Below are 24,302 nucleotides of genomic sequence, written 5' to 3'. Positions count from 1 at the left end.
CCCCGCGCCCCTGAAGGCTTGGGGCTGCGCCCCGCCTTTTAGGGGCGCGGGGAACTGCGCGAGCAACCACACACCACCCGCACCCGCCGAACACACCCCCGCCAACCAAGCTCTCCCGCGTGGCGGGGCCGAAGGGGCAGCCGCCCCTGGGGATGGGACGGGTAGGGGCGGCGGGGGCGAGGAACGCCCCGGCGAACCCCCACGCACCCGCTCTCCTCCCGCACGCACCACACCGCACCGCACCGCCCCCCGTCCCCACCCGGAGCCGCACATGACGGTCGTCCTCAATCAGTCCTTCACCGGCGTCAGTATCGGCGCCGTCCTCCTCCTCATCGCCCTCGGCCTCACCCTGACCTTCGGGCAGATGGGCGTGATCAACATGGCGCACGGCGAGTTCATCATGGCCGGCGCCTACACCACCTACGTCCTGCAGAAATCCATCAGCGGCGCCGGAATCTCCCTCCTCGTCGCCCTCCCCGTCGCCTTCCTCGTCGCCGGGGCGATGGGCGCCCTGCTGGAGTGGCTGCTCATCCGCCGCCTCTACACCCGCCCGCTCGACACCCTGCTGGTCACCTGGGGCGTCTCCCTGATGCTCCAGCAACTCGCCCGTGACATCTTCGGCGCCCCCAACGTCCAGACCCGCGCCCCGGACCTCCTCACCGGCAACATCGAGATCGGCGGCGTCACCCTCGCCAACAACAGGCTGTTCATCCTCGGCCTCGCCCTGCTGTGCGTGCTCGGCCTCACCCTGATCCTGCGGCTGACCCCCCTCGGCCGCCGTATCCGCGCCGTCGTGCAGAACCGCGACCTCGCCGAGGTGTCGGGCATCGCCACCGCCCGCGTCGACCGGATGACCTTCTTCATCGGCTCGGGCCTCGCCGGTGTGGCCGGGGTCGCGCTCACTCTGGTCGGCCCGATCGGCCCGACGATGGGCACCAACTACATCGTCGACGCCTTCCTCGTCGTGGTCGTCGGCGGAGTCGCCCAGCTCAAGGGCAGCGTCATCACCGCCTTCGCGCTCGGCGTCCTCCAGTCCGTACTGGAGTACTCGACGACCGTCAGCGTCGCCAAGGTCGTCGTCCTCGTGGCGATCGTCGCCTTCCTCCAGTGGCGACCCCAGGGCCTGTACACACTGCGCACCCGGAGCCTGGCATGACGACCACCACGACCTCCCCGACCACGCCCGAGGCCGCCCCCGCGAAGCCGACCGCCTCCCTCTACGACCGCCTCCGCCTCCCCGGCGCCTTCCTGCTCGGCGCCGTCCTCCTCCTCGGCGTCGCCCCACTCGCCCTCTCCGACTTCCGCCTCAACCTGCTGGCCAAATACCTGTGTTACGCGATCGTCGCGGTCGGCGTCAGTCTCGCCTGGGGCCGCGGCGGACTCCTCGTCCTCGGCCAGGGCGTCTTCTTCGGCCTCGGCGGCTACGCCATGGCCATGCACCTCAAGCTCGCCGACGCCGCCGCCACCGGCCAGACCCTGCCCGACTTCATGCAGCTGTACGGCACCGGCGACACCCTGCCCTGGTGGTGGGAACCCTTCGCCAACCCGGCGTTCGCCCTCGCCATGACCGTACTGCTGCCCATGGCGGTCGCCGCTCTCCTCGGCTTCTTCGTCTTCCGCCGCCGGGTGAAGGGCGCCTACTTCGCCATCCTCAGCCAAGCGCTCGCGGCGGCCCTCGCCATCTGGCTGGTCGGCCAACAGGCCACCACCGGCGGCACCAACGGCCTCACCGACATCCAGGGCTTCTTCGGCTACGACCTGAACGACCCGGTCAACCAACGGACCGTGTACTTCATCATCGCCGTCGCGCTGCTGTCGCTGATGGCCGCCGCCCGCCAACTCTTCGTCAGCCGCTATGGCGAACTCCTCGTCGCCGTACGGGACTCCGAGGAACGCGTCCGCTTCCTCGGCTACGACCCCGCCAACGTCAAGCTCGTCGCCTACGTCGTCGCCGCGGGCATGGCAGGCCTCGCCGGGGCCCTCTTCGTCCCGGCCGTCGGCATCATCTCCCCGGCGCTGATCGGCATCGTCCCGTCCATCGGCTTCGTCATCGGCGCCGCCGTCGGAGGCCGCGCCTCGCTCGTCGGCGCGGTGCTCGGCGCGATCGCGGTCGCCTGGGCGCAGAGCACCCTCTCCGACGCGTTCCCCGCCGCCTGGACCTACCTCCAGGGCCTGCTGTTCGTCGTCGCGGTCGGCTTCCTGCCGGGCGGCCTGGCCTCGCTGGCGACCGTCGTGCGCAGACGCCGTACTCCCACCACCCCCACCGGAGGCACAGCATGAACGGCGAGGGACTGAGCGTCCGCGATCTGCGGGTGACCTTCGACGGGTTCAAGGCCGTCGACGGTGTCGACCTGGACATCCGTCCCGGTGATCTGCGCTTCCTCATCGGGCCGAACGGCGCCGGGAAGACCACCCTCGTCGACGCGGTCACCGGCCTGGTCAAGGCAACCGGTTCGGTCCGCTTCGGCGGCGACGAACTCATCGGCAGACCCGTGCACAGAATCGCCCGCATGGGCATCGGCCGCACCTTCCAGACGGCCACGGTCTTCGAGGAACTGACCGTCCTGCAGAACCTCGACATCGCCGCCGGCGCGGGCCGGAGCCCGTGGGCGATGCTGCGCCGCCGCAAGGGCGTCCCCGAGGAGGTCGTACGGGCCCTGGAGACCACCGGCCTGACCGAGCTGCGCGACCGCCCGGCGGGCGTGCTGGCCCATGGCCAGAAGCAGTGGCTGGAGATCGGCATGCTGCTCGTGCAGAACGTCAGGCTGCTGCTCCTCGACGAACCGGTGGCCGGAATGAGCCACGACGAGCGCGAGGCCACCGGCCACCTCCTGCGACGCATCAGCGAGGACCACACCGTCGTCGTCATCGAACACGACATGGACTTCATGCGCTCCTTCGCCCGCAGCGTCACCGTCCTGCACGCCGGCAAGGTCCTCAGCGAGGGCACCGTCGCCGAGGTCCAGGCCGACGCCAAGGTCCAGGAGGTCTACCTCGGCCGCGCCTCCGACCCGGAGCCCACCGCGGAGCCGGACGCCGAGTCGGCCTCCGCCCCCGTCCCCTCGACCCAGGAGGCGTGACCCCATGCTGGAGCTGAACTCCGTCCACGCCGGCTACGACCGCACGACCGTGCTCCACGGCGTCACCCTCACCGTCCCGAAGGACGGCGTCGCCACCGTCCTCGGCCACAACGGCGCCGGGAAGAGCACCCTCCTGCGTGCCGCCATGGGCCTGCTCAGGCCCAGGAGCGGCACCGTCCTGCTGGACGGCGAGGACATCACCCACCTCGCCCCGCACCAACGCGTCGCCAAGGGTATGGCCTACGTCCCCCAGGGCCAGCAGTCCTTCCCGCACCTCACCATGGCCGAGAACCTCCAACTCGTCGCCGACGGCCGCCCCGACGGCAGACAGGCCATCGCGGAAGCCCTCGACCTCTTCCCCGTCCTGCGCGAACTCTCCGGCCGCCGCGCCGGTCTCCTCTCCGGCGGCCAGCGCCAGCAACTCGCCCTCGCCCGCGCCCTCATCACCCGCCCCAAGCTCCTGCTCCTCGACGAACCGACCGAAGGCATCCAGCCGTCGGTGGTCGCCGAGATAGAGGAGACGATCCTCGCCCTCACCCGCCGGGGCGGCCTCTCCGTCCTCCTCGTCGAACAGCACGTGGGTTTCGCCATGCGTGCCGCCGAGCGGTACTACGTCCTGGAGGCGGGCCGGGTCACGTCGTCGGGGGAGGGCGGGACGGGAGCCGAACAGACGGTACGGGCGGCACTGAGCGTCTGACGCGACCGCCCACAGGCCATCCGTGGTCCTATGACGACGCGTGCGGCCCGTCCGGCAGCGGGCCATGGCTGTGCCGCCAGCCCGTCGGTACGCGCAGGGCGCCCACGAGGTGAGGGTGGCCGACGGGCAGGTCGCTGTGCACGTGGGACGCGCCGGCCGCATGGGATGCGGGGCGCACACGGGAGGAGGCGTGCGTGGGCCGCCACAGCCGAACGGCGAGCACCGCCGCGCCCAGTGCGAGCGAACCCAGCGCGAGCACCGCCCAGTCGAGTCCGGCCTCCGCCCCGAGCCAGCCCGCCAGCGGATACGTCAGCAGCCAGCAGCCGTGCGAGAGGGAGAACTGCGCGGCGAACGCGGCCGTACGCTCCCCGGGCGGCACCGAGCGCCGGATGAGCCGCCCGGTCGGGGTGAGCACCGCCGAGCAGGCGGCACCGAACGCCGCCCACAGCCCGAGCAGCGCGGGAAGCCGCCAACTCCCGCCCGGCGCCGCCGTGACACCCCCGAGCCCGGCGAAGACGACGGCCAGCGACAGCGCGCCCGGCAGCATCACCGCCCGGTCCGGCACCTTGTCCAGCAGACGCGGCAGTACCAGGGCCACCACCATCGACCCGGCCCCGTACGCGCCGAGCGCCAGCGCTACGGCGCCCTCCGACATGCCGAGCACATCGCGGACGTAGACCACGGAGTTGACGGTCACCATCGCGCTCGCCGCCGCGACCGCGAGGTTGAGGGCGAGCAGGGCCCGCAGTCGGGGGACCGCGAGGAAGAGCCGGGAGCCCGCGAGGGTGCGGCGGCCGGTGCGGGGTGCGGTGGAGGTGGGGCGCTCGGGCAGGGCGGTGGACACCACCAGCGCGGCCGAGGCCAGGAAACCGAACACCGTGCCGGAGAACAGCCAGTTGTAGCCCATGACCGACAACAACGCGGCGGCCAGCGCGGGGGAGAACAGGCTCTCCAGGTCGTACGCGAGCCGCGACAGCGACAACGCCCGCGTGTACGCGCGCTCCTCCGGCAGGACATCGGGGATGACCGCCTGGAACGTGGGCGTGAACACGGCGGAGGCCGACTGGAGGAGGAACACCAGCACGTACACCTGCCAGACGTGGTCGACGAACGGCAGGAACACCGCCACCCCGGCACGCGTCAGATCCGCCGACACCATCAGCGCCCGCCGAGGCAGCCGGTCGGCGACCGCGCCGACCGCCGGGGCCACCGTCACATACGCCACCATCTTGATCGCCAGCGCGGTACCGAGCACCGAACCGGCCTCCGGGCCCGCGAGGTCGTACGCCAGCAGCCCGAGGGCGACGGTCGCGAGCCCGGTGCCGATCAGGGCGATGACCTGGGCGGCGAACAGGTGCCGATAGGCGCGGTGACGCAGAACGGCGAGCATACGAACGAGTGTAACCATCATGTGCGCAGATGCGCACATGATGGTTCGGTGATATGTGGCTCTACCCTGGACCCATGCCTGAACGCCGTGCCGTGTCACCTGCAGCCGGTGCGCATCTGTGCGCCCCCGACAGCGCGCGGCTCACGGAGGCGACCGGAGTGTTCGCGATGCTCTCCGACGTCACCCGGCTGCATCTGCTCTGGCTCCTGGCGCAGGGCGAGTCCGATGTGGGCTCACTGGCCGAGCGGTGCGAGGCGTCCCGTACGGCGGTCAGCCAGCACCTCGCCAAGCTGCGCCTGGCCGGGCTCGTCGAGACCCGCCGCGAGGGCCGCCACATCCACTACCGCCTCAGCGACGGCCATCTGCGCCGACTGGTCGTGGAGGCGCTCAGCCACGCCGACCACCGGGTGAGCGGACAGGCGCCGCACGACTGACGCCGTCGACCGCGCGAGGCGCGGGGGGAGCGGCCGTGAGGAGCACACCGCCCAGCCACGCCACCCCGGCCGACGCGGTCATGGTCGCCGCCATCGGCAGTGCCGTCCCCTCGCCGCCGAGCCCCACCAGGGGCGCGACGACAGCCGCCAGACCGAACTGCAGCGCACCCAGCAGCGCCGAGGCACTGCCCGCCGCGTGCGGGGCGCGGGCGGTGGCGAGGGCCGTGGCGTTGGCGGCGACCAGGCCGAGTGAGGACGTGGTGAGGTACAGCAGGACGACCGTCGCGACGAACGGAGGCCGCCCGGCCGTGGCCGCCGCGCTCAGCACGGCGCAGCAGACCAGCATCGAGGTGAGTCCGACGCGCAACAGGACCCGGGGGCCGAACCGGCCGACGATCCTGCGGTTGACGGCGCCGGTGGAGGTGAAGGGGAACGCGTTCACCGCGAGCGCCACGGTGTAGGTGCCGGTGGAGAGGCCGTAGAGGTGCTGGTACACGAAGGGTGACGCCGAGAGATACGCGTAGAGGACGCCGAATCCGAAGCCGTACGCCAGCGCGTGTCCGACATAGTGGCGGTCGGTGAACAGCCCGCCCATCGATCGGAAGGTCGTCGAGAAGCCGCCGTTGTGGCGGAGCCGAGGTGGAAGGGACTCCGGTACGCGGACGACGACGGCCAGGACGGTCAGTACCGCCAGCGCGGTCAGGGTGAGGAAGATCCCGCGCCAGCCGGCGGTGTCGAGTACGACCCCGCCGATCAGCGGGGCGACGACGGGCGCCACTCCGCCGGTGATCACGAGAATCCCGAAGGCCCGCGCGGCCCCGCTCCCCGAAGCCCCCGCCCCGGCCGACCGGTCGGTGATCACCGCTCGGGCGATGACGATCCCGGCGGCTCCGCCGAAGCCCTGGAGGAAGCGGGCGGCGGTGAGGAGTTCGACGGAGGGGGCCAGGGCGCAGAGCAGTGCGGCGAGCGCGCTCACCGAGGTGCCCGCCAGCATGGGCCGCCGTCGTCCCCAGCGGTCGGACAGCGGGCCGATGACCAGTTGGCCGGTGGCCAGCCCGACCATGAAGGCCGTCAGCGTGAGCTGAACGCCGCTGACTCCGGTGCTGAGGTCGTCGATCATCCGGGGAAAGGCCGACAGATAGAAGAAGCAGGTCACCTCCAACCCCGTCTGGAAGGACCTGCCCGCCGTCAAGAACGGCAAGGTCTTCGAGGTCCCGGACGAGACCTGGATGTCCGGCATCGGTGTCCAGGCCGCCGAGGAGATGCTCGCCGACGTCGCCGAGGCCACCGGCGTCGAACTGCCCGAGTAGTGACCGGCGCAGTCACCACCTGAGGAACCCGGGGCGGGCCCACCGCGAGAGCGGCCCGCCCCGCCCCCCAGCAGCGGCTGCCGGAGGCGGTGACCGACCGCGAGCCCCGCTTTGAGGGCAGGGTCCTGCACGTGACCGCCGGGACCCCGCTCAGCAAGGAGCGCTCGTGCGTCGCCGACATCAACAAGCACTACACTTCCGGCCCCAACGATCTTTTGCGGGCGGGAGGTTCGGCATGACCGGCGAGACGCTTCCGATGGCGCGCCCGGCGTTCGGGCCACGCCAGGTGCACGCCGTGGCCGCCTGCTACTTCGTGGCGTCGTTCGCCGCGCTGGGCCTGCCGCCGTACTTCACGGAGATACTGCCGGGCCTCGGCGACCGTACCGCCCGCTGGGCCGGTGTGCTGTATGTCGTACCGACGGTGTTCAGTGCCATCGCGGCCCCGCTGTGGGGGCGGCTCGCCGACCGGTTCGGGCGAAAACGGCTGCTGCTGCGCGCCCAGTTGGGCCTCGCCGTCTCCTTCCTGATCGCCGGGTGGGCGGACTCGCTCACCATGTTCACCGTGGCGCTGGTGCTCCAGGGCATCCTCGGCGGTACCTTCGCGGCCTCCAACGGCTACCTCGGCGCCGCCCTCGAAGGCGCCCACCTGTCCAAGGCGCTCACCCTGATGCAGGGCAGCGCACGCGCGGCGCTCGTCTTCGCGCCCATCGTCGTCGGTGCGCTGTCACCATGGATGTCCCCGCACCGTCAGTACGCCCTCCTCGCCCTCCTCCCGCTCACCGCGGCCCTCCTCCTGGCCGCCCTGCCCGAGCCGGGCGTCACCGCGAGAGCCGAGTCGGGCGAGGAGACGGAGGCGGGCGACATGGCCCCGGCATCGGCCCTGCGGCGCCTCTACGCACTGGAGTTCGCGTTCGTGTTCTCCACGGTGATCTCCTTCCCCTACCTGATATCGCTCGTCGAAGAGCGCCTCCCGGACGCCTCCGCCGCCCTCTCCGGTCTGCTGTTCGCCCTGCCCCACCTCTGCTACCTGGTCTCGGCGATGGCCGTGCACCGCGCGATCCGTACCCGCCCCCGACTCGGCATCGCCCTCGGCTTCGCGTTGATCGCCCTCAGTCTCGCCGGACACGGTGTCGCCGCCACCCTGCCCGCACTCGTCGCCGTACGACTGCTGCTCGGCGCGGGCCTCACCCTCGGCATGGTCGGGCTGTCCGTGCTGGCCGCCGAGTGCGCCCGGGGCCGTGCGCCCGGCGGGATGTTCGGCTCCCTGGAGTTCTTCTCCAAGGCCGGCGCGGTCGCCGCCGGGGTGACCGCCGCGGTGGGCAGCGCATGGTCCGGGCCCGCCGCACCGGTGCTCATAGGCGGCGGCACAGCCGCCCTCACCACCCTCGCGACCCTGCGACCCCCACATCCGCGTACCCGCTGAAGCCAGTGAATGCCCTCGCTCACCGACTCGTCCGGCACCAGCACCTCCCCACCACCACTTCCTGACGCACCCGAGACCGCGCTTCCACCACCCGGACTGACCCCGTTCGAGGTGTGACCGTTGACAGGCGGGCGGACCCGGGCGCAGACTCACTCCCAGAACATAGTGAAGTGAAGTTCACCTGACGAACAATGCCGGTGCCCGGGGGTCGGGAGGCGGCTCGTCCTCAACGACGAGGGAGTACTCATGCACACCACTGTCGGCATCATCGGCGGCGGCCCGGCGGGGCTGCTGCTGGCCCGACTGCTGCACAACGCGGGCATCGACAGTGTGGTTCTGGAACGCAAGGATCGCGCGTATGTCGAGCGGCGTCAGCGTGCCGGAATCCTGGAGCAGGCCACCGTCGACGTGCTGCGCTCGGCGGGCGCGGGGGAGCGGCTCGACCGCGAGGGCATGCCCCACGACGGCATCGAACTGCGCTTCGACGGCCGCGCCCACCGGATCGACTTCCCCGGGCTGACCGGCGGACGCCGGGTGTGGGTCTACGCCCAGACCGAGGTCGTCAAGGACCTCATCGCCCTCCAGCTCAGCGAGGGCGGCCCCCTGCTCTTCGAGGCCGAGGTGCACGCGGTCGAGGGTGCCACCGCACTTATTCAAGAGGGGGACCGTCCGGTGATCCGCTACACCCACGAGGGCCGCGAGCAGACCCTGACCTGCGACTACGTGGTCGGCTGCGACGGCTTCCACGGGGTGGCCCGCGACGCCGTTCCGGACGGGGTGCGCACGACGTACGAGCGGACGTACCCGTACTCCTGGCTGGGCATCCTCGCCGACGCCCCGCCCGTCTACGACGAGCTGATCTACGCCCACTCCGACCGGGGTTTCGCGCTGGCGAGCATGCGGTCGCCGTCGGTGAGCCGCCTCTACCTCCAGGTCCCGAACGGCACCGACCCGGCCGACTGGTCCGACGAGCGGATCTGGGACGAGCTGGACGCCCGCTTCGCCCTGACCGCCGACCCCGACTGGCGGCTCAAGCGGGGCACCGTCACCGCCAAGGCCGTGCTGCCGATGCGCAGCCATGTCACCGAGCCGATGCGCTACGGCCGGCTCTTCCTGGCCGGCGACGCCGCCCACATCGTGCCGCCGACCGGCGCCAAGGGGCTCAACCTCGCCGCCACCGACGTCATCGTGCTGGCCCGTGCCTTCGCGCGGTGGAAGGAGACCGGCTCGACCGAGCTGCTGGAGACCTACTCCGACACCTGTCTGCGCCGGGTGTGGCGGGCCGAGCACTTCTCCTACTTCATGACCACGACCCTGCACGCCGACCCGCGGCAGCCCCCGTTCGAGACCAAGCTCCAGCTCTCCCAACTGGACCGCGTCGCCACATCACGGCACGCGGCGGCCGAACTCGCGGAGAACTACACGGGGTTGCCACTCGACGCGGAGGGCTGACCGGAGCGGGGCTTCAGTGGGCGCCCAGCCCACCGCCGCCGAAGGAACCGGTATGGCCCCGGCTCCAGCGGGGCCGCTCCTTCTTCCCACTCGGCCGGGAACCCAGGTTTCCATGGACCTCGTAGGGCAGCAGCCGGAGATCACTCTCGGGGATCTCGTCCGGCTCACGGTTCTCCCGCTCCTCGCGGACCGGTCCGCCCTCCGGCAGCTTGGGCTGCTCCTCGGGAAGCGGACGACGCGGCTCACGGGCACGTACCCGGGCGCCCAGCCAGAGGGCTCCGGCCAGCATGCCGACGAGGATGAGGCCACCCAGGAAGGGCGCGAGCCCGGCCAGCACACTGCGCTCTGCGGCTATTTCAGTCCATTCCATGTTCATAGAGGACGAATACCCTCCAGATGCCGTACGAACCGGCCCCGGCGGAACCGCCGCATCCGCTTCCGGCCGCGTTTGACCGGTTCCGCTGCGGCTACCCGGCCGTGGTGACCTCGATGACGACATCCCGGCAGGAACTGATCCGCTTCCTCGAAGACCGCTTCGCGTGTGCGCAGGCGTGCACGGAGTGTGCGCGGGCGTGCGCCCTGCGCGCGAGCCTCGCCGACCCGGACGGCCCCGAGAGCCAGGAGCAGATGCGGCGCAGGGCCATCATGTGCGCGGAGGTGTGCGACGCCACCTGCCGAGTGCTCGCGGAGGAGCCCCGACTCGACGAGGCCGGCATACGCGTCCAGGTGGAGTGGTGCCGCGCCATCTGTCTGGAGTGCGCCCATGTCTTCGACGGTCGGTCCGGGGCCGAAGAGGGCGCCAAGGCGTGCCGCGACTGCGCCCGGGCCTGCACGGACTTCCTGGCCACGCTCGGCTGAACGCCCGAACGGTATGACCGCCGCCCAGCCGAGGCCCGGGGCGCGACCGAGGACGGTGCCGGGCTCGTCCGGACCGGGTCGCTCCCGTCTGTTCCCAATTACTGGAACACGTTCTAGCGTGTGCGCCGTCAGGTCGGTCCTGGGGAGCCTGGAGGCGCCGTGCACCTCGAATACACGCCCGAACAGCACCGGCTGCGCACCGAACTGCGCGCCTACTTCGCCGAGTTGATCCCGGCGAATGCCCACGGCCGCCACTTCGACCCGGCGACCCAGAAGCGGTTCTACCGCGAGACCGTCCGCCGTCTCGGCGCGGACGGCTGGCTGGGCGTGGGCTGGCCCAAGGAGTACGGCGGACGGGGCCTCACCGCCATCGAGCAGTTCATCTTCTTCGACGAGGCCGCCCAGGCGGGCGTCCCGCTGCCCCTGATGGCGCTCAACACGGTCGGCCCCACGATCATGCAGTTCGGCACCGAGGAGCAGAAGGCGTACTTCCTCCCGCGCATCCTCTCCGGCGAGATCGACTTCGCGATCGGCTACAGCGAGCCCGACGCGGGCACGGACCTGGCCTCCCTCAAGACCTGCGCGGTCAGGGATGGCGACGAGGCCACCGGCCACTACACGGTCAACGGCCAGAAGATCTGGACGACCAACGGCGACACCGCGGACTGGGTGTGGCTGGCCACCCGCACCGACCCCGACGCCCCGCCCCACAAGGGCATCACCATGCTTCTCGTCCCGACGACGGACCCCGGCTACTCCTGCACCCTGATCCGCACCCTCGCCTCGCACGACACCACGGCCAGCTACTACGAGGACATCCGGGTCCCCGTCTCCCGCCGGGTGGGCGAGGAGAACAAGGGCTGGCGGCTGATCACCAACCAGCTCAACCATGAACGCGTCACCCTCGCCGCCCACGGCACCATGGCCATCCGCTCCCTGCACAACGTCCAGCGCTGGGCCATGGACACCAAGCTCGCAGACGGCCGCCGCGTCATCGACCTGCCCTGGGTGCGCCGCCGCCTCGCTCAGACCCACACCAAGCTGGACGCCCTGAAACTGCTCAACTGGCGCATGGTCAGCGCCGTCCAGGACGGCACCCTCACCCCGCAGGACGCCTCCGCCGTCAAGGTCTACGGCTCCGAGGCCCGCCGCGACGCATACGCCTGGCTGATGGAGATCGTCGCCACCGCGGGCGCGCTGAAGGAAGGCTCAGCGGGCGCTGCCCTCCACGGCGAACTCGAACGCGGCTACCGCTCCGCCGTCATCTTCACCTTCGGCGGCGGCAACAACGAGATCCAGCGCGAGATCATCTCCTGGATCGGCCTCGGTATGCCCCGGGTCCGCCGCTAGGCGCTCCGCTGGGTGGGCCGGGATGGGGTGTCGTCCGGGTGCGGGCTCGTCGTGGCTGGTCGCGCAGTTCCCCGCGCCCCTTTGGGGCGCTCCCCGCTTCCGGGAGGTGCTCCCCTTGCGGGTGAGGGCTCGGTGGCAGATAGTAGGACGACCTACTATCGATCCAGCATGCGAGATGTGCCACGGCGGGGTGTCGTTTCACCGAAATACTAGGACGTCCTAGTATTTCTATGGTGAGCGATCCTCGACCTGTCCAGGAGGGCACCCATGAACGATCTCCACCGCCCCGCGAACCCGGTCCGCCTGGTCACCGCCTCGGCCCTGTTCGACGGACATGACGCGTCGATCAACATCATGCGGCGGATCTTCCAGTCCCAGGGCGCCGAGGTGATCCACCTCGGGCACAACCGCTCGGTCCAGGAGGTCGTGGACGCCGCGCTGGAGGAGGACGCGCACGGTGTCGCCGTCTCGTCGTACCAGGGCGGACATGTGGAGTACTTCGAATACCTGGTCGAGTCGCTGCGCGCACAGGGCGCGGATCATGTCCGGGTGGTGGGCGGCGGGGGCGGGGTCATCGTGCCCGAGGAGATCGCCCGGCTGCGCGCGAGCGGGGTGACGATCTTCTCCCCGGAGGACGGCCAGCGGATGGGGCTGGCCGGGATGGTCAACTCGGTGGTCAAGGACTGCGACTTCGACCTCTGGGACGGCAAGCCCGCCGATGCCGCCGCCGTCCTCGCGGGCGACCGGTTCGCCATCGCCCGCGCCATCACCGGCGCCGAACTGGGCAGGCTCGAACCGGACTTCCTGGAGAAGCTGCGCACCTCGGCGGCGACCCGGCGGGTGCCGGTGCTCGGCATCACCGGCACCGGCGGCTCCGGCAAGTCCTCCCTCACCGACGAACTCGTACGCCGTTTCCGCGTCGACCAGCAGGACAATCCCCCAGCTACCGCTGGGAGGTGCCCCCAGAGGATCGCGGTGGTCGCCGTCGACCCGACCCGGCGACGCGGTGGCGGCGCGCTGCTCGGCGACCGCATCCGGATGAACTCCCTCGACGGGAACAGGGTGTTCTTCCGCAGTCTCGCCACGCGCGGCAGCCGGGAGCTGCCCGAGCATCTGTCCGAGGTGATCGATGTCGTCAAGGCGGCCGGGTTCGACCTGGTGATCGTGGAGACGCCCGGCATCGGGCAGGGCGACGCGGCGATCGTGCCGTTCGTCGACACCTCGCTGTATGTGATGACCCCGGAGTTCGGCGCCGCGTCACAACTGGAGAAGATCGACATGCTCGACTTCGCCGATGTCGTGGCGATCAACAAGTTCGAGCGGCGCGGCGCCAAGGACGCCCTGCGTGACGTCGGCCGTCAACTGGTCCGCAACCGCGAGGCGTTCGGCAAGCGCCCCGAGGACATGCCCGTGTACGGCACCTCCGCCGCCACCTTCAACGACGACGGCGTCACCGCCCTCTACCAGCATCTGAAGTCCGCCCTCGCCGGGCAGGGGCTGGAACTGTCCGACGGCGACCTCGCACCCGTCGACGTACGCCACTCCTCCGGCATCCGCCAGGTCGTCCCCGCCGACCGGGTGCGCTATCTCGCCGAGATCACCGACACCGTCCGCGCCTACCACTCGGACACCGACCGGCTGGCGGAGGCCGCCCGCCGGGTGCAGCGCCTGGAGCTGGTCAAGGGCGAGCTGGCCGAGGCCGGGACCGACGCCGGGAACGTGGAGTCGCTGCTCGAAGGCGCCCGCAGGCACCTCCCGCACGAGATCGGCGAGCAGATCGAGAAGTGGCCCGCCGTCGTCGCCTCCTACTCCGGCGACGAGCAGGTGGTGAAGGTACGGGACAAGGAGATCCGCACCACGCTGACCCGCGAGTCGCTCTCCGGCAACCGCATCCCGCGCGTCGCCCTGCCCCGCTTCACCGACCACGGTGAACTGGTCCGCTTCTGGCGCCGGGAGAACCTGCCCGGCCACTTCCCCTTCACCGCCGGAGTCTTCCCCTTCAAACGCGACGGCGAGGACCCGGCCCGGATGTTCGCCGGCGAGGGCGACCCGTTCCGCACCAACCGCCGCTTCAAGCTGCTCTCCGAGGGCCAGCCCGCCACCCGCCTGTCCACCGCCTTCGACTCCGTCACCCTCTACGGCCGCGACCCCGACGAACGCCCCGACATCTACGGCAAGGTCGGCACCTCCGGCGTCTCGATCGCCACCCTCGACGACATGAAGGCCCTCTACGACGGCTTCGACCTGGTCGCCCCCACCACCTCGGTCTCCATGACGATCAACGGACCCGCGCCGACGATCCTCGCGTTCTTCCTCAACACCGCGATCGACCAGCAGATCGATACCTTCCGGGCCGCGCAGGGCCGGGACCCGAAGCCGGAGGAAGCGGAGGAGCTGCGCGCCCGCGCCCTGGCGAACGTACGCGGCACCGTCCAGGCCGACATCCTCAAGGAGGACCAGGGCCAGAACACCTGCCTGTTCTCCACCGAGTTCAGCCTGCGGATGATGGCCGACATCCAGGAGTGGTTCATCGAGCACAGGGTCCGCAACTTCTACTCGGTGTCCATCTCCGGCTACCACATCGCCGAAGCCGGGGCGAACCCCATCAGCCAGCTCGCCTTCACCCTCGCCAACGGCTTCACCTACGTCGAGGCCTACCTCGCCCGCGGTATGCACATCGACGACTTCGCCCCCAACCTGTCGTTCTTCTTCTCCAACGGCATGGACCCCGAGTACTCGGTCCTCGGCCGCGTCGCCCGCCGTATCTGGGCCGTCACCATGAAGGAGAAGTACGGGGCGAACGAGCGCTCCCAGAAGCTGAAGTACCACGTCCAGACCTCCGGACGCTCCCTGCACGCCCAGGAGATGGACTTCAACGACATCCGCACCACCCTCCAGGCCCTCATCGCCATCTACGACAACTGCAACAGCCTGCACACCAACGCCTACGACGAGGCCGTCACCACCCCCACCGAGGACTCCGTACGCCGCGCCCTGGCCATCCAGCTGATCATCAACCGGGAATGGGGCCTCGCGATGAACGAGAACCCCATCCAGGGCTCGTTCATCATCGACGAACTCACCGACCTCGTGGAGGAAGCCGTCCTCCAGGAGTTCGAGCGGATCAGCGAGCGCGGAGGCGTGCTCGGCGCCATGGAGACCGGCTACCAACGCGGCCGTATCCAGGACGAGTCGATGCTCTACGAGCAGCGCAAGCACGACGGCACCCTGCCCCTCATCGGCGTCAACACCTTCCGCAACCCCCACGCCGACACCACGGAACCGGGCACCGTCGAACTCGCCCGCGCCACCGAACAGGAGAAGCAGTCCCAGCTGGAGCGCGTCCGCACCTACCAGACCGACCACCGCGACGAGGCGCACACCGCCATCGCCGCCCTCAAGGAGGCGGCGATGGCGGGCCACAACGTCTTCGCCGTCCTCATGGACGCCGCCCGCGTCTGCTCGCTCCAGCAGATCACCGACGCCTTCTTCGAGGTGGGCGGCCAGTACCGCCGTAACGTCTGACGCCACGGCCACGTCTGACGCTACGGCTTGACGTAGGTGCAGATCGCCAGGGGTGACTCGGCGGTGTACAGCTCCCCTTCGACGGGCCAGTCGCCGTAGCGGTCCTCCGGTACGAGGCCGGCGGCGCGGGCGTAGACGTCCATCTCCTCCGGGGAGGTCAGCCGGGACACCTCGGTGCCGACCCGGGTCGTGCCGTCGGACTCGTACCAGACATGGGCGAGATGCCACAGCGACTCGGGCAGCAGCTGGGAGTGGCTCTGCAGTCCGGTGCCGGGCTCCGGGTACGGGGTGAAGTAGGTGGCGCGGACACGGCCCTCGTGCAGATCGAGAATGGCCTGCTTGTTGTGGGTCTCGATGACGAGCCTGCCGCCGGGGGCCAGGAGTTCGGCCGCGCGGCGCACCGCCAGCTGCTGTTCCTCGGGGGTGAGCAGCATGGAGAGGGTGGCGCAGACGCAGTACACGAGGCCCACGGTGCGGTCGGCGGTGTAGGCGCAGATGTCGCCGTGGACGGGCTCGACGGGGGTGTCGTCGGTGAGGTCGCGGCGCAGTACGCCGAGCATCTCGGGGGAGGAGTCGACTCCGGTGATCGCGCCGACGCGGCGGGACAGGGGGAGCGCGATCCGTCCGGTGCCGACGCCGAACTCGACGGTGCCGAGGGCCGGGTCGGGGTGGAGGGAGGCGAGGCGGTCGACCTCGGCGACGACGGACGCGTCGTCGGGGAAGAGACGGTGGTACCAGCCGTCGAACTGCCGGCCGTAGCCGATGTCGTCGATGATGCCGCTCGACGTGGCGCCGGAGGTGCGGGATGCCGTGGGCGTCGACGTGGCAGTCGACGCGGACGAGCGGGTCGTCGTGGTCGTGCTCATGGGTGTTGCCTCCGCTTCTTGGTGGGGGTGTTCCTCGCGTGGGTCGTGCTTCTGGCCTGGGAGCAGGCACCGAGCAGCACCACGAGGGCGACGCCGATGACGGCGGGGGTGCTGACGGCCCGGGTGGTGATGAGGAAGCCGACGATGCCGAGGGCTACCACGGATGGGATGAGCAGGAAGTCGTTCATGGGTCACTCCTGTCGGGATGTCTTTCTCCTGTCGGGGTTTTCTCGGGGGTGCCGCCCTGTCCTTCCGTGGCTCAGGACGCCACGTCGCTGAGTTCCTGGAGCCGGGCGAGGCGGCGGTAGAGGTCGCTGTGGCGGTGGAGTTCGTCATGGGTGCCGACGGCGTGGACGCGGCCCTGTTCGAGGACGACGATCTGGCGGGCCTCGGTGACCGTGGACAGCCGGTGGGCGATGGCGATCACCGAGCAGAAGTCGGAGATCATGGCGATGCTGTCGCGCAGCGCGCCCTCCGACTCGCTGTCGAGGTTGGCGGTCGCCTCGTCCAGCAGCAGGAACCGGGGCGCCTGCAGCAACGTACGGGCGATGGCGAGGCGTTGGCGCTGACCGCCCGACAGTCCGGCGCCGCGGTCGCCGAGTTCGGTGTCGAGGCCGTGCGGCAGCGCGGCGATCACATCGGTGAGGTTGGCCATGCGCAGCGCCTCGGCGATGTCCTTGTCACCGGCGTCCGGGGCGCTGTAGGTGAGGTTCTCCCGTACGGTGCCCCGCAGCAGGGTGTGGTCCTGGTCGACGTAACCGACGATGGACCGCAGCTTGTTGAGCGGCAGATCGGTGATGTCCGTGCCGTCGATGCGGATCGCACCGGAGACCGGGTCGAAGAGCCGCTCGATGAGCTGGAAGACCGTGCTCTTGCCGGCGCCGGACGGGCCGACGACGGCGGTGAGCCCGGTGGCGGGCACCGAGAACGACACCCCGTCGAGGACGGTCTTGTCGGTGCCCGGGTAGGCGAACGCCACCTGGTCGAAGACGAGACCGCCGTTGTACTCGACCTTGGTCATCCGGGGGCCGCGCCTGCTGTCCGCCGGGGGTTCCGTGCGCCGGTCGCCCTCCACCTCGATCATGCCCAGCTCCGCGAGCCGGTCGATCGACGCCCGGCCCACCTGGAACTGGGCGATGGACGTGAACAACGTCAGCAGCGGGGCCACCAGATAGAAGAGGTAGAGGATGAACGCCGTGAGGTCGGCGGCGCTCATCTCACCGGTCGCGGAGCGGGCCGCGCCCAGCGCGATGACCACGGTCAGGGCGAGCTGGGTGCCGATGCTCATGGTCGGGTCGAGCAGCGACGACAGGACCGTCACCTTGATACCCGACTTGCGGGCCTGCTTGGCGATGTCCGCGATGCCCTCCGCCTCACGGGCCTCGGCGCGGGACGCCTTCACCGTCGGCATCGCCCCGAGCACCCGCATCAGCGCGGAGCCGAAGTTGCCGGTGTCGGTCTGGTTGGTGATCGACACCTTCCGCACCCCGCGCGCCAGCCACAGCGAGATCACGCTGGTGACACCGAGACAGCCGACCGTGGCGAGCAGCAGTATCTCGTCGACCCACGCCATCAGCGCGATACCGCCGATGACCAGGAATCCGTTCTGGATGATGCTGTCGATCGCGTGGGTCATGGTGGTGCGGGCCAGCAGGGTGTCGCTGACCATCCGGGCGAACACATCGCCCTGCTTCCAGCCGCTGTACGCCCGGAACCGGGAGCGCAGCAGCCGGGAGGCCAGGGTGCTGCGGATGTCGTAGACGATGTTCTCGCCGGCCAGTCCGATGACGTACGAATGGAGGGCGCCGAGGATCGCGTCGGCGAGGAACAGGGCCGCGGCGATCAAGATGGGGCGGGTCACCGGCTGCTGCTGCTCCACGGAGGCCACCAGCGCGCCGATGACCGCGGGCTGGGCCAGGGAGGCGGCGGCGCCCAGCAGGCCCAGCAGGATGCCGAGCATGATCAGCCCGCGGTGCCGGCCGAGTGCCTGCCAGGGCTTGGCGCCCTTGCCCCACAGCAGATGCAGATGGAGTTGGGGAACCGCCCGGTGCACGGCCCGCGGCCTGCTCTCGGACCGTGCGCCGGCGGGGCTCATTCGGCGTCACTCCCCTCCTGCTTGCGTTCCTTGGCGACCTGGACGTACAGGAAGGCCGCCCGGATCAGGCCGACGCCGACGAGCGCGAGGCCGCTGATGAAGAAGGGGTTGGACAGGCTCATGGTCAGGCCTTCACTTCGGTCGTGGCGGGGGCGGGGGCGGGGGCGGTGGCGACGGGGGTGAGCGGGGTGCCCGGGGCGTGCGGATCGAGTGGCACGAACGGGGAGACGAACATCAGCCGGGGGCCCTGCCGCATGTCGTATCCGGTGCCGGAGGCCAGGGCGAACTGGAAGCCCCGGACGTCGTCGACCGCCGCCTCCTCGGCCGCGATACGGGTGCGGACATGCTCGGTGATCAGGCGGTAGCCGGGGGTGTGCGCGGCTGCGGCGAAGCCCTGGTCGAGGCGCGGCAGGATCTCCTGACAGGCGTCGAAGACGGACTTGTCGGCACGCCGGGTCGGGAACCACACCAGGTGCAGCGGCTTGCGGTCCTCGATACCGCTGACGTCACGCCAGGTCGAGGTCGAGCCGTCGGCCGCCACCGTGCGATACAGGAAGTGGTAGTCGAACATCGCCGGATGCGGGGCGAAGAACCGCCAGTTCGGCAGCAGGGAGAAGTGGTCGCGGGAGCGGACCCGGCCGAAGTCGTGGTGGGGATGCTGGCCGGCGAGGGTCAGCAGCAGCACGGCGGCTCCGGCGATCCGCCAGGGGGCGCCCTCACCGGTGAGGACGTTCTTCAGCCGCAGCCGGGGCAGGGACATACGGGAGGTCATCGCGTGGCCTCCTTCCGGGGGACGGGACGGGCGGGACGGGAGAAGGGCGCGGCGGGCGGGGCGGACCCGGGGCGTTCGGGGGCGGCGAAGAACGCGATGACGCGGTCCGTCACCTGGCTCGCGTAGCGGCTGTTGATCAGCATCGACTCATGGGTGGCGCCCTCGACGATCACGGTCTCGGTCCGGGTGCCCATATGCGCCTCCGCCAACTCCTTGTGCAGCAGCAGCTGTTCGGGATTGCGGTCCACGGTCCGCTGGGCGGACACCACCAGCGCGGGCACGCCCTCGATCGGGGCCAGCGCCCCCCTGAACGCCTTGAAGTCGGCCCGTACGGCCTTCCATTCACGGCGGGCCGCCTCCCACATCCGGGCGTCCGCGTACTGCGCGAAGACCTTCTTCCGGTAGGCGAACGGCAGTTCGTTGATCCAGGCCGGGTGAGTGAGCAGCAGGCCCGTGCCCAGCCGCAGTGCCCGGCTGACGGAGGCGAAGTGGCCGGCCAGGCCCTTGTCGGTCGCACCCATTCCGCTCGCGAACTGGCCGGGATGCGAGGAGTCGAGGTAGACGATGCCCTGGAGTCGGTCGCCCAGTTGGTGGGCGGCGCGACGGGCGAGTTCACCGCCGATGGAGTGGCCGACGAGGATCACCTTGCGGCGGGGGTCGACGGCGCCGTTGACCAGGTCGACGAGATCGTGGACGGACTCCGAGAGCCGGAACGCGGTCGTGGCCTTCCGGCGGCTGCCGGCGTACCCGGCGCGGGCGTAGGCGACGACGCCGTACCGCGTCTCGTAGGCCAGCCGTTCGGCGATCCAGGCGTAGTGCTCGCTGGTCGACAGCAGCCCGCTGGCCAGCACGACCACCGGCTGCTCGGGATCGCCCGGCGCGTACTCCTCGTACTGGAGCCGGTTGCCGTGCCGCGTCGTCAACGTCCGCGAGGTGTGCCAGCCCTCGGTGGTGCGCAGTCTCCGCTGTACGGCGGTCACCGCGGCGGCGGCCGTACCGCCGGCGAGCGCGGCGAGCGCGACCTTGACCGCGCGGTCGTCACGTCCGGCGACGGCGGGGTGGGACTTGGGGGCGCTGGTGTAGGCGACCAGGGGGTGGAAGGCGGGGAAGGCGGTCACGAAGCGGCCGAGGCCCATGAAGTAGCCGTTGGCCACATGGAAGGCGGCGGCGCTCGTGATCATCGCGCGGGTCAGCTTGCCGCCCCGCGCGTAGGTGAGCGGGAACAGGCACTCCAGCGCCAGCACGCTGTGCGTGAGCACCTTGGCGGTCCTCGGGTGCTCCTGGGTCCACTTGAACATGCCGTCGTGCCCGTAGGTACGGGTGCGCATCACTCCGCCGAGCGCGGTGGCGTCACGCCAGGGCTTGCCGAACAGCTTGACCCAGCCCGAGATCGCGTAGGCCATGTTGGCCTGCAGCGCGGCGTACCAGACCAGCGCGTCCTTGGCCGCCGGTGAGGGGACGAGACGGGCGGCGCCGGTGGCCAGTTGCACCAGCGTGGCCACCTGGTCGGAGCCGTCGCCGCCGTAGTGATGGCGGGGGGAGAGCAGAGTGGAGGAGGCGCCGAGGAAGAGGTTGCCGGCGCCCCGCCAGCGGGAGTCGCCGGGCAGCAGCATGCCGAGGGCCACGGCGGAACGGGCGACATGCAGCGCGGTCGTGGTTCGCACCCCGCTCACACTGTCGACCAGACGGCGCGTCAGGGGGCCGGCGCCCGCGAGGTACTGCCGGGAGACCTCCCAGTCGTTCATGCCTCCCTTCTCGATGTCCTTGCGCTGGATCAGATACTCCAGGGAGGACTGCAGGCTGGACACCGCGGCCAGCCGCTCGGACATCCCGATGGCGCGATCCCGGGCGACCGGAGCAGGACCGAACACCGCAGAAGTGATTTTCTTGGGAATCACGGGAATCGCGGGAATCACGGGAGGAATTTTTCCGCTGAATTTCACGGGCCCCTCTTTCGTGGTAGCCTCTGGCAGAAGCTTTGTACGTCGAAGCGTTCGAAGCATTCGCAGCGTGCTGCCGGGCCAGAACTCACCTCTGGCCCGGCAGCTTTTTTCATGCGCTTTCTCGATCAACCCCCGAGCGGCCGGAGTAGGCCGGACCGCCCGGAGCGGATCAGACGCCGCCCGCGGCCGCGGCCTGGGCGTTGGCGGCGTTGGCGACGGCCTGGTTGGCGTCGGCCGCGGCCTGGTTGGCCTCCACCGCGCTGGCCGCGCCGACCACCTGCGCCACACCACCGGCGGCCTGGGCCAGGTCCGCCAGACCACCCAGCGCGTTCAGGGCGTTGTTGGCGTTCGCCACACGGCCGATACGCGGGGTACCGAGGGTGGGACGAGCGGACGCGAGGATGACACCCTCGACGGGGAGGTCCATGCGGTCCATTGCCTTCGAGATGCTGCTCATTCGCTTTTCCCTTTCCTTCGAGGGCTTCGGAATTCCTTTTCCCGTGCCCTTCGAGAAAGAACAGTACGGGGACTCACAGGGACCCCACATCGAGAAAATTGCCGACTCTCAGGGTGACCTGCTTCACATGGCAGTCGAGGGTGCGGAAGGGCGCGAAAAAGGCCCGGACCACAAGGTCCGGGCCATTCGAATAAGTCCTGCGGAGGTGGTGGGGGAGGTGGTTGGACCGGGCCCTCACCTGGGCCCGGTCCGAGCCGATTCACCACTGAGTGGGACGTATGAAGGCCGTCCCGGCGCCTTGGGGATTTCGACAATAGAGGGTGAGGCCCGCCCGGCGCGATGGGCAGAATTGCCTAACTCACGCTTCGGCCCGTGCCTCGAACCGCGCCTCGGCCCACGCCTCAATCCCTGTCTCAACCCATGTCCGGCTCGGCCTTGGCGAAGACGCCCCTCTTGGCGTGCCGCCCGGATCTGGAGACGGCGTGGCGGCCGGATTTCGAGCGGGGCGAGGGCACTCCGTTCACCGCCTCCTCCGCGCTCTCCAGATCGGCTTCCGTGAGCACCGGGAAATGGGCGATGAGCCACCAGCCGCCGTCGTCGGCCGGGCCCGCCGCCAGGGAACCGCCCACCGCCTCGGCCCGCTCCCGCAGACCGATCAGCCCATAACCGCCGTGGCCGCCCGTGGGGCGGGACACGCGGCGGCCCGTTCTGTCGTTGTAGACGTCCACCCGGAGCAGATCGTCCCGGGTGCGATGCACCCGCACCGTCGCCTGGGCGCCGGGCGCGTGCCGGCGTACGTTGGTCAGCGCCTCCTGCACCACACGGTGGACCGCCGAGCCCACCTCGGGCAGCAGAACGCTCTTGCGGGCCGGGGCTGTGATCTCCAGCTGCGCGGTCGAACCGTCACCCTGACCGCTGAACATCGAGACGATCTTGGTGAGTTCGGCGTACGGCTCCTCGGGCCGGGTGACGGCGGACTGCTCGCCCTCGTCGCGCAGCACCCGGATCAGCCGGCGCATGGAGTCCAGGGTCCGCTGCCCGGCCTCGGCGATGTTGTTCAGGATCGGCCCGACCTGATGGGGCGCGCTCTCGTGGATCACCCCGGCGGCGTGCGCCTGCGCGATGATGCCCGTCACATGGTGGGCCACGAAGTCATGGAGTTCCCGGGCGAGTTGCATCCGCTCGGCGAGACGCACGGCGGCGATCGTACGGTTGCGGCGGGCGTCCTGGGTGCGCAGATAGCAGCCCGTCCCGACCGCCCCGCCCACGGCGAACGTCAGCAGAAACGGATAGGTCAGCGTGATCCCCATGCCGCCGGTGCGCATGGGTTCGTCGATGATGCTCGCCCCGATCGCGGTGGCCAGCCCCAGGGTGATGCCGGGGCGGGTGACATTGCGGCAGATACGGGCGAGCAGGAACAGCATGCACGCCGTCTCCAGCAGCCCCCACTCGGGCATGGACCACCCCATCACACAGGTGCCCAGCGTCACCGAGGACGAGACCGTCGCGACGAAGAGGGCCCGCCCCTCGGTGCTCAGCCGCGGTTCCGGGACGAGCACCAGCGCCAGGGCGATGGGGCCGGTCACGAGCGGTATCCAGTCGGCGGGCCCCCGCTGCTGGGACCCGATGATCACCATGTCGAGGAGCCACAGCACGCCGAAGGCCGGGTACAGCGCGCGGTGCTTCACCTGCGAGATGGGTAACCGACGGGGGCGATGGTGCGGCTGAGTCGCACGTGCCGAGAGCGCCGCGAGTGACGAGGTTGTCATACAACCGGAGGCTAGGCATGGTCATGCCTCCGTGTCAGCCAGTGCGGGGATCTGTGGGATGGGGCACAGATCGATTACAGGGACATCACAGGCCGATCAAGTGCGGGCCGGCACGGACACGATGTCAGTGTCCGGTCTGGACCGTTCCGTTGGCCCAGGCCCAGGCCGCCACCTCGACACGGTTGCGCACGCCGAGCTTGTGATGGATGTGGCCCAGATGTGTCTTCACGGTCGACAGCGACAGACACAGCTCGGCGCTGATCTCCTGGTTGGTACGGCCCACCGCGACCAGCCGGGCGACCTCCAACTCCCGTGTGCTGAGCGACGATTCGTGCACTCCGAGGCCGTTCCCCGGCGCCGCCACGCGCTCCTCCAACTGCTTCAGCAGCCGGACCGTCACCGCCGGCGAGACCAGCGCGTCACCGCGCGCCGCCGCCCGTACCGCCTCCACCAGCAACGCGGGCGTGGCGTCCTTGAGCAGGAACCCGCAGGCGCCGTTGCGCAGTGCCACGTTGAGGTAGTCGTCCTGGTCGAAGCTGGTGACCACCACCACCTGGGTCGGATGCGTCGCCCCCGGACCGGCCAGCAGCCGGGTCACCTCCAGGCCGTCCAGCTTCGGCATCCGCACATCCACCAGACACACGTCCGGCCGCAGCGCGCGCGCCAACTCCACGCAGGTGAGCCCGTCGGAGGCCTCCCCGATCACCTCGATGCCCTCCTGGGCGTCGAGGATGAGACGGAAACCGGCCCGGACCAGGTCCTGGTCGTCGGCGATCATCACACGCGTCGGATTGCTGCTCACCCGGCCGAGCATGCCACGGATCATGTCGATGATCCGGCCGACCGCCGAAAGCCGATGGATGAAGGGCCCTGAGAACCGG

22 protein-coding genes and 1 pseudogene are annotated in these 24,302 nt (G+C 70.4%); 11 read left to right on the top strand and 12 right to left on the bottom strand.

All coding sequences use genetic code 11. The annotated features are described in order from the left end of the window. Positions 1-271: 271 nt before the first annotated feature. Genes urtB through urtE form a run of 4 tightly spaced genes read left to right on the top strand, consistent with a single transcriptional unit; the run spans position 272 to position 3,777 of the window. Positions 272-1,156 (top strand): urea ABC transporter permease subunit UrtB, encoded by an 885-nt coding sequence (urtB, locus tag ACWD4G_RS21795; RefSeq protein WP_451295800.1) that lies wholly within the window; start codon positions 272-274, stop codon positions 1,154-1,156. Next, complete coding sequence (urtC, locus tag ACWD4G_RS21790) at positions 1,153-2,280, top strand: urea ABC transporter permease subunit UrtC (RefSeq protein ID WP_451295798.1); 1,128 nt, start codon at positions 1,153-1,155, stop codon at positions 2,278-2,280. Before urtB ends, urtC begins: the two co-directional genes overlap by 4 nt. Then, positions 2,277-3,080, top strand: a complete 804-nt coding sequence (urtD, locus tag ACWD4G_RS21785) for an urea ABC transporter ATP-binding protein UrtD (protein ID WP_451295796.1) — start codon at positions 2,277-2,279, stop codon at positions 3,078-3,080. The genes urtC and urtD overlap by 4 nt, the downstream gene beginning before the upstream one ends. 4 nt (positions 3,081-3,084) lie before the next feature. Then, positions 3,085-3,777, top strand: coding sequence for an urea ABC transporter ATP-binding subunit UrtE (gene urtE, locus ACWD4G_RS21780; RefSeq protein WP_451295794.1), 693 nt, complete (start codon positions 3,085-3,087; stop codon positions 3,775-3,777). A gap of 28 nt (positions 3,778-3,805) precedes the next feature. Here urtE and ACWD4G_RS21775 read toward each other — a convergent pair whose 3' ends face one another. Further along, positions 3,806-5,167, bottom strand: coding sequence for an MFS transporter (locus ACWD4G_RS21775; RefSeq protein WP_451295792.1), 1,362 nt, complete (start codon positions 5,165-5,167; stop codon positions 3,806-3,808). A 74-nt stretch (positions 5,168-5,241) separates the two neighbouring features. Between ACWD4G_RS21775 and ACWD4G_RS21770 the strand changes: the two genes are divergently transcribed. After that, entirely contained in the window at positions 5,242-5,601 is a 360-nt protein-coding gene (locus tag ACWD4G_RS21770; RefSeq protein ID WP_451295790.1) for an ArsR/SmtB family transcription factor, read from the top strand. On the opposite strand, the gene ACWD4G_RS21765 is transcribed toward ACWD4G_RS21770, so the two are convergent. Next, complete coding sequence (locus ACWD4G_RS21765) at positions 5,555-6,721, bottom strand: multidrug effflux MFS transporter (protein ID WP_451295829.1); 1,167 nt, start codon at positions 6,719-6,721, stop codon at positions 5,555-5,557. The two genes, ACWD4G_RS21770 and ACWD4G_RS21765, sit on opposite strands and share 47 nt — an antisense overlap. A gap of 22 nt (positions 6,722-6,743) precedes the next feature. Between ACWD4G_RS21765 and ACWD4G_RS21760 the strand changes: the two are divergent. From ACWD4G_RS21760 to ACWD4G_RS21750, 3 genes and pseudogenes are all read left to right on the top strand, one after another. Further along, positions 6,744-6,911 (top strand): annotated as a pseudogene (locus ACWD4G_RS21760) (ABC transporter substrate-binding protein); the annotation flags it as partial. Positions 6,912-7,146: 235 nt separating this feature from the next. After that, entirely contained in the window at positions 7,147-8,334 is a 1,188-nt protein-coding gene (locus ACWD4G_RS21755; protein WP_451295788.1) for an MFS transporter, read from the top strand. Positions 8,335-8,580: 246 nt separating this feature from the next. Then, positions 8,581-9,786 (top strand): 4-hydroxybenzoate 3-monooxygenase, encoded by a 1,206-nt coding sequence (locus ACWD4G_RS21750; RefSeq protein ID WP_451295786.1) that lies wholly within the window; start codon positions 8,581-8,583, stop codon positions 9,784-9,786. Positions 9,787-9,799: 13 nt separating this feature from the next. On the opposite strand, the gene ACWD4G_RS21745 is transcribed toward ACWD4G_RS21750, so the two are convergent. Continuing rightward, positions 9,800-10,162, bottom strand: coding sequence for a DUF6479 family protein (locus ACWD4G_RS21745; protein ID WP_451295784.1), 363 nt, complete (start codon positions 10,160-10,162; stop codon positions 9,800-9,802). 113 nt (positions 10,163-10,275) lie between these two features. Here ACWD4G_RS21745 and ACWD4G_RS21740 point away from each other — a divergent pair, with 113 nt between their 5' ends. From ACWD4G_RS21740 to icmF, 3 genes are all read left to right on the top strand, one after another. Further along, positions 10,276-10,644 (top strand): ferredoxin, encoded by a 369-nt coding sequence (locus ACWD4G_RS21740; protein WP_451295827.1) that lies wholly within the window; start codon positions 10,276-10,278, stop codon positions 10,642-10,644. 159 nt (positions 10,645-10,803) lie between these two features. Further along, positions 10,804-11,994, top strand: coding sequence for an acyl-CoA dehydrogenase family protein (locus tag ACWD4G_RS21735; protein WP_451295782.1), 1,191 nt, complete (start codon positions 10,804-10,806; stop codon positions 11,992-11,994). 267 nt (positions 11,995-12,261) lie between these two features. Continuing rightward, complete coding sequence (gene icmF, locus ACWD4G_RS21730) at positions 12,262-15,519, top strand: fused isobutyryl-CoA mutase/GTPase IcmF (RefSeq protein ID WP_451295780.1); 3,258 nt, start codon at positions 12,262-12,264, stop codon at positions 15,517-15,519. Positions 15,520-15,539: 20 nt separating this feature from the next. Here icmF and ACWD4G_RS21725 read toward each other — a convergent pair whose 3' ends face one another. From ACWD4G_RS21725 to ACWD4G_RS21685, 9 genes are all read right to left on the bottom strand, one after another. After that, complete coding sequence (locus ACWD4G_RS21725; RefSeq protein WP_451295778.1) at positions 15,540-16,385, bottom strand: class I SAM-dependent methyltransferase; 846 nt, start codon at positions 16,383-16,385, stop codon at positions 15,540-15,542. Continuing rightward, positions 16,382-16,573 (bottom strand): hypothetical protein, encoded by a 192-nt coding sequence (locus tag ACWD4G_RS21720; protein ID WP_451295776.1) that lies wholly within the window; start codon positions 16,571-16,573, stop codon positions 16,382-16,384. Before ACWD4G_RS21720 ends, ACWD4G_RS21725 begins: the two co-directional genes overlap by 4 nt. A gap of 71 nt (positions 16,574-16,644) precedes the next feature. Beyond that, on the bottom strand, positions 16,645-18,480 hold the full coding sequence (locus ACWD4G_RS21715) for an ABC transporter ATP-binding protein (protein WP_451295774.1): 1,836 nt from the start codon (positions 18,478-18,480) through the stop codon (positions 16,645-16,647). Then, a complete protein-coding gene (locus ACWD4G_RS21710; RefSeq protein ID WP_451295772.1) occupies positions 18,477-18,602 on the bottom strand; it encodes a hypothetical protein in 126 nt (41 codons plus the stop codon). Before ACWD4G_RS21710 ends, ACWD4G_RS21715 begins: the two co-directional genes overlap by 4 nt. A gap of 2 nt (positions 18,603-18,604) precedes the next feature. Next, positions 18,605-19,252, bottom strand: a complete 648-nt coding sequence (locus tag ACWD4G_RS21705; protein ID WP_451295770.1) for a hypothetical protein — start codon at positions 19,250-19,252, stop codon at positions 18,605-18,607. Further along, positions 19,249-21,081, bottom strand: coding sequence for an alpha/beta fold hydrolase (locus ACWD4G_RS21700; RefSeq protein ID WP_451295768.1), 1,833 nt, complete (start codon positions 21,079-21,081; stop codon positions 19,249-19,251). The genes ACWD4G_RS21705 and ACWD4G_RS21700 overlap by 4 nt, the downstream gene beginning before the upstream one ends. Positions 21,082-21,364: 283 nt before the next feature. Further along, complete coding sequence (locus ACWD4G_RS21695; protein WP_451295766.1) at positions 21,365-21,652, bottom strand: hypothetical protein; 288 nt, start codon at positions 21,650-21,652, stop codon at positions 21,365-21,367. A 413-nt stretch (positions 21,653-22,065) separates the two neighbouring features. Next, the gene (locus tag ACWD4G_RS21690; RefSeq protein WP_451295765.1) at positions 22,066-23,340 is read right to left on the bottom strand and encodes a sensor histidine kinase; all 1,275 of its coding nucleotides are present in this window, start codon (positions 23,338-23,340) and stop codon (positions 22,066-22,068) included. 205 nt (positions 23,341-23,545) lie between these two features. Beyond that, positions 23,546-24,247 carry a response regulator gene (locus ACWD4G_RS21685; protein WP_451295763.1) on the bottom strand — a complete coding sequence of 234 codons (702 nt, stop codon included), beginning with the start codon at positions 24,245-24,247 and terminating at the stop codon, positions 23,546-23,548. Between the last annotated feature and the right edge of the window lie 55 nt (positions 24,248-24,302).

The sequence above is a fragment of the Streptomyces sp. NPDC002643 genome (assembly GCF_053592555.1).
Note: the sequence above shows the minus strand (reverse complement) of the source record. Positions and strands in the feature narration are given on the sequence as shown.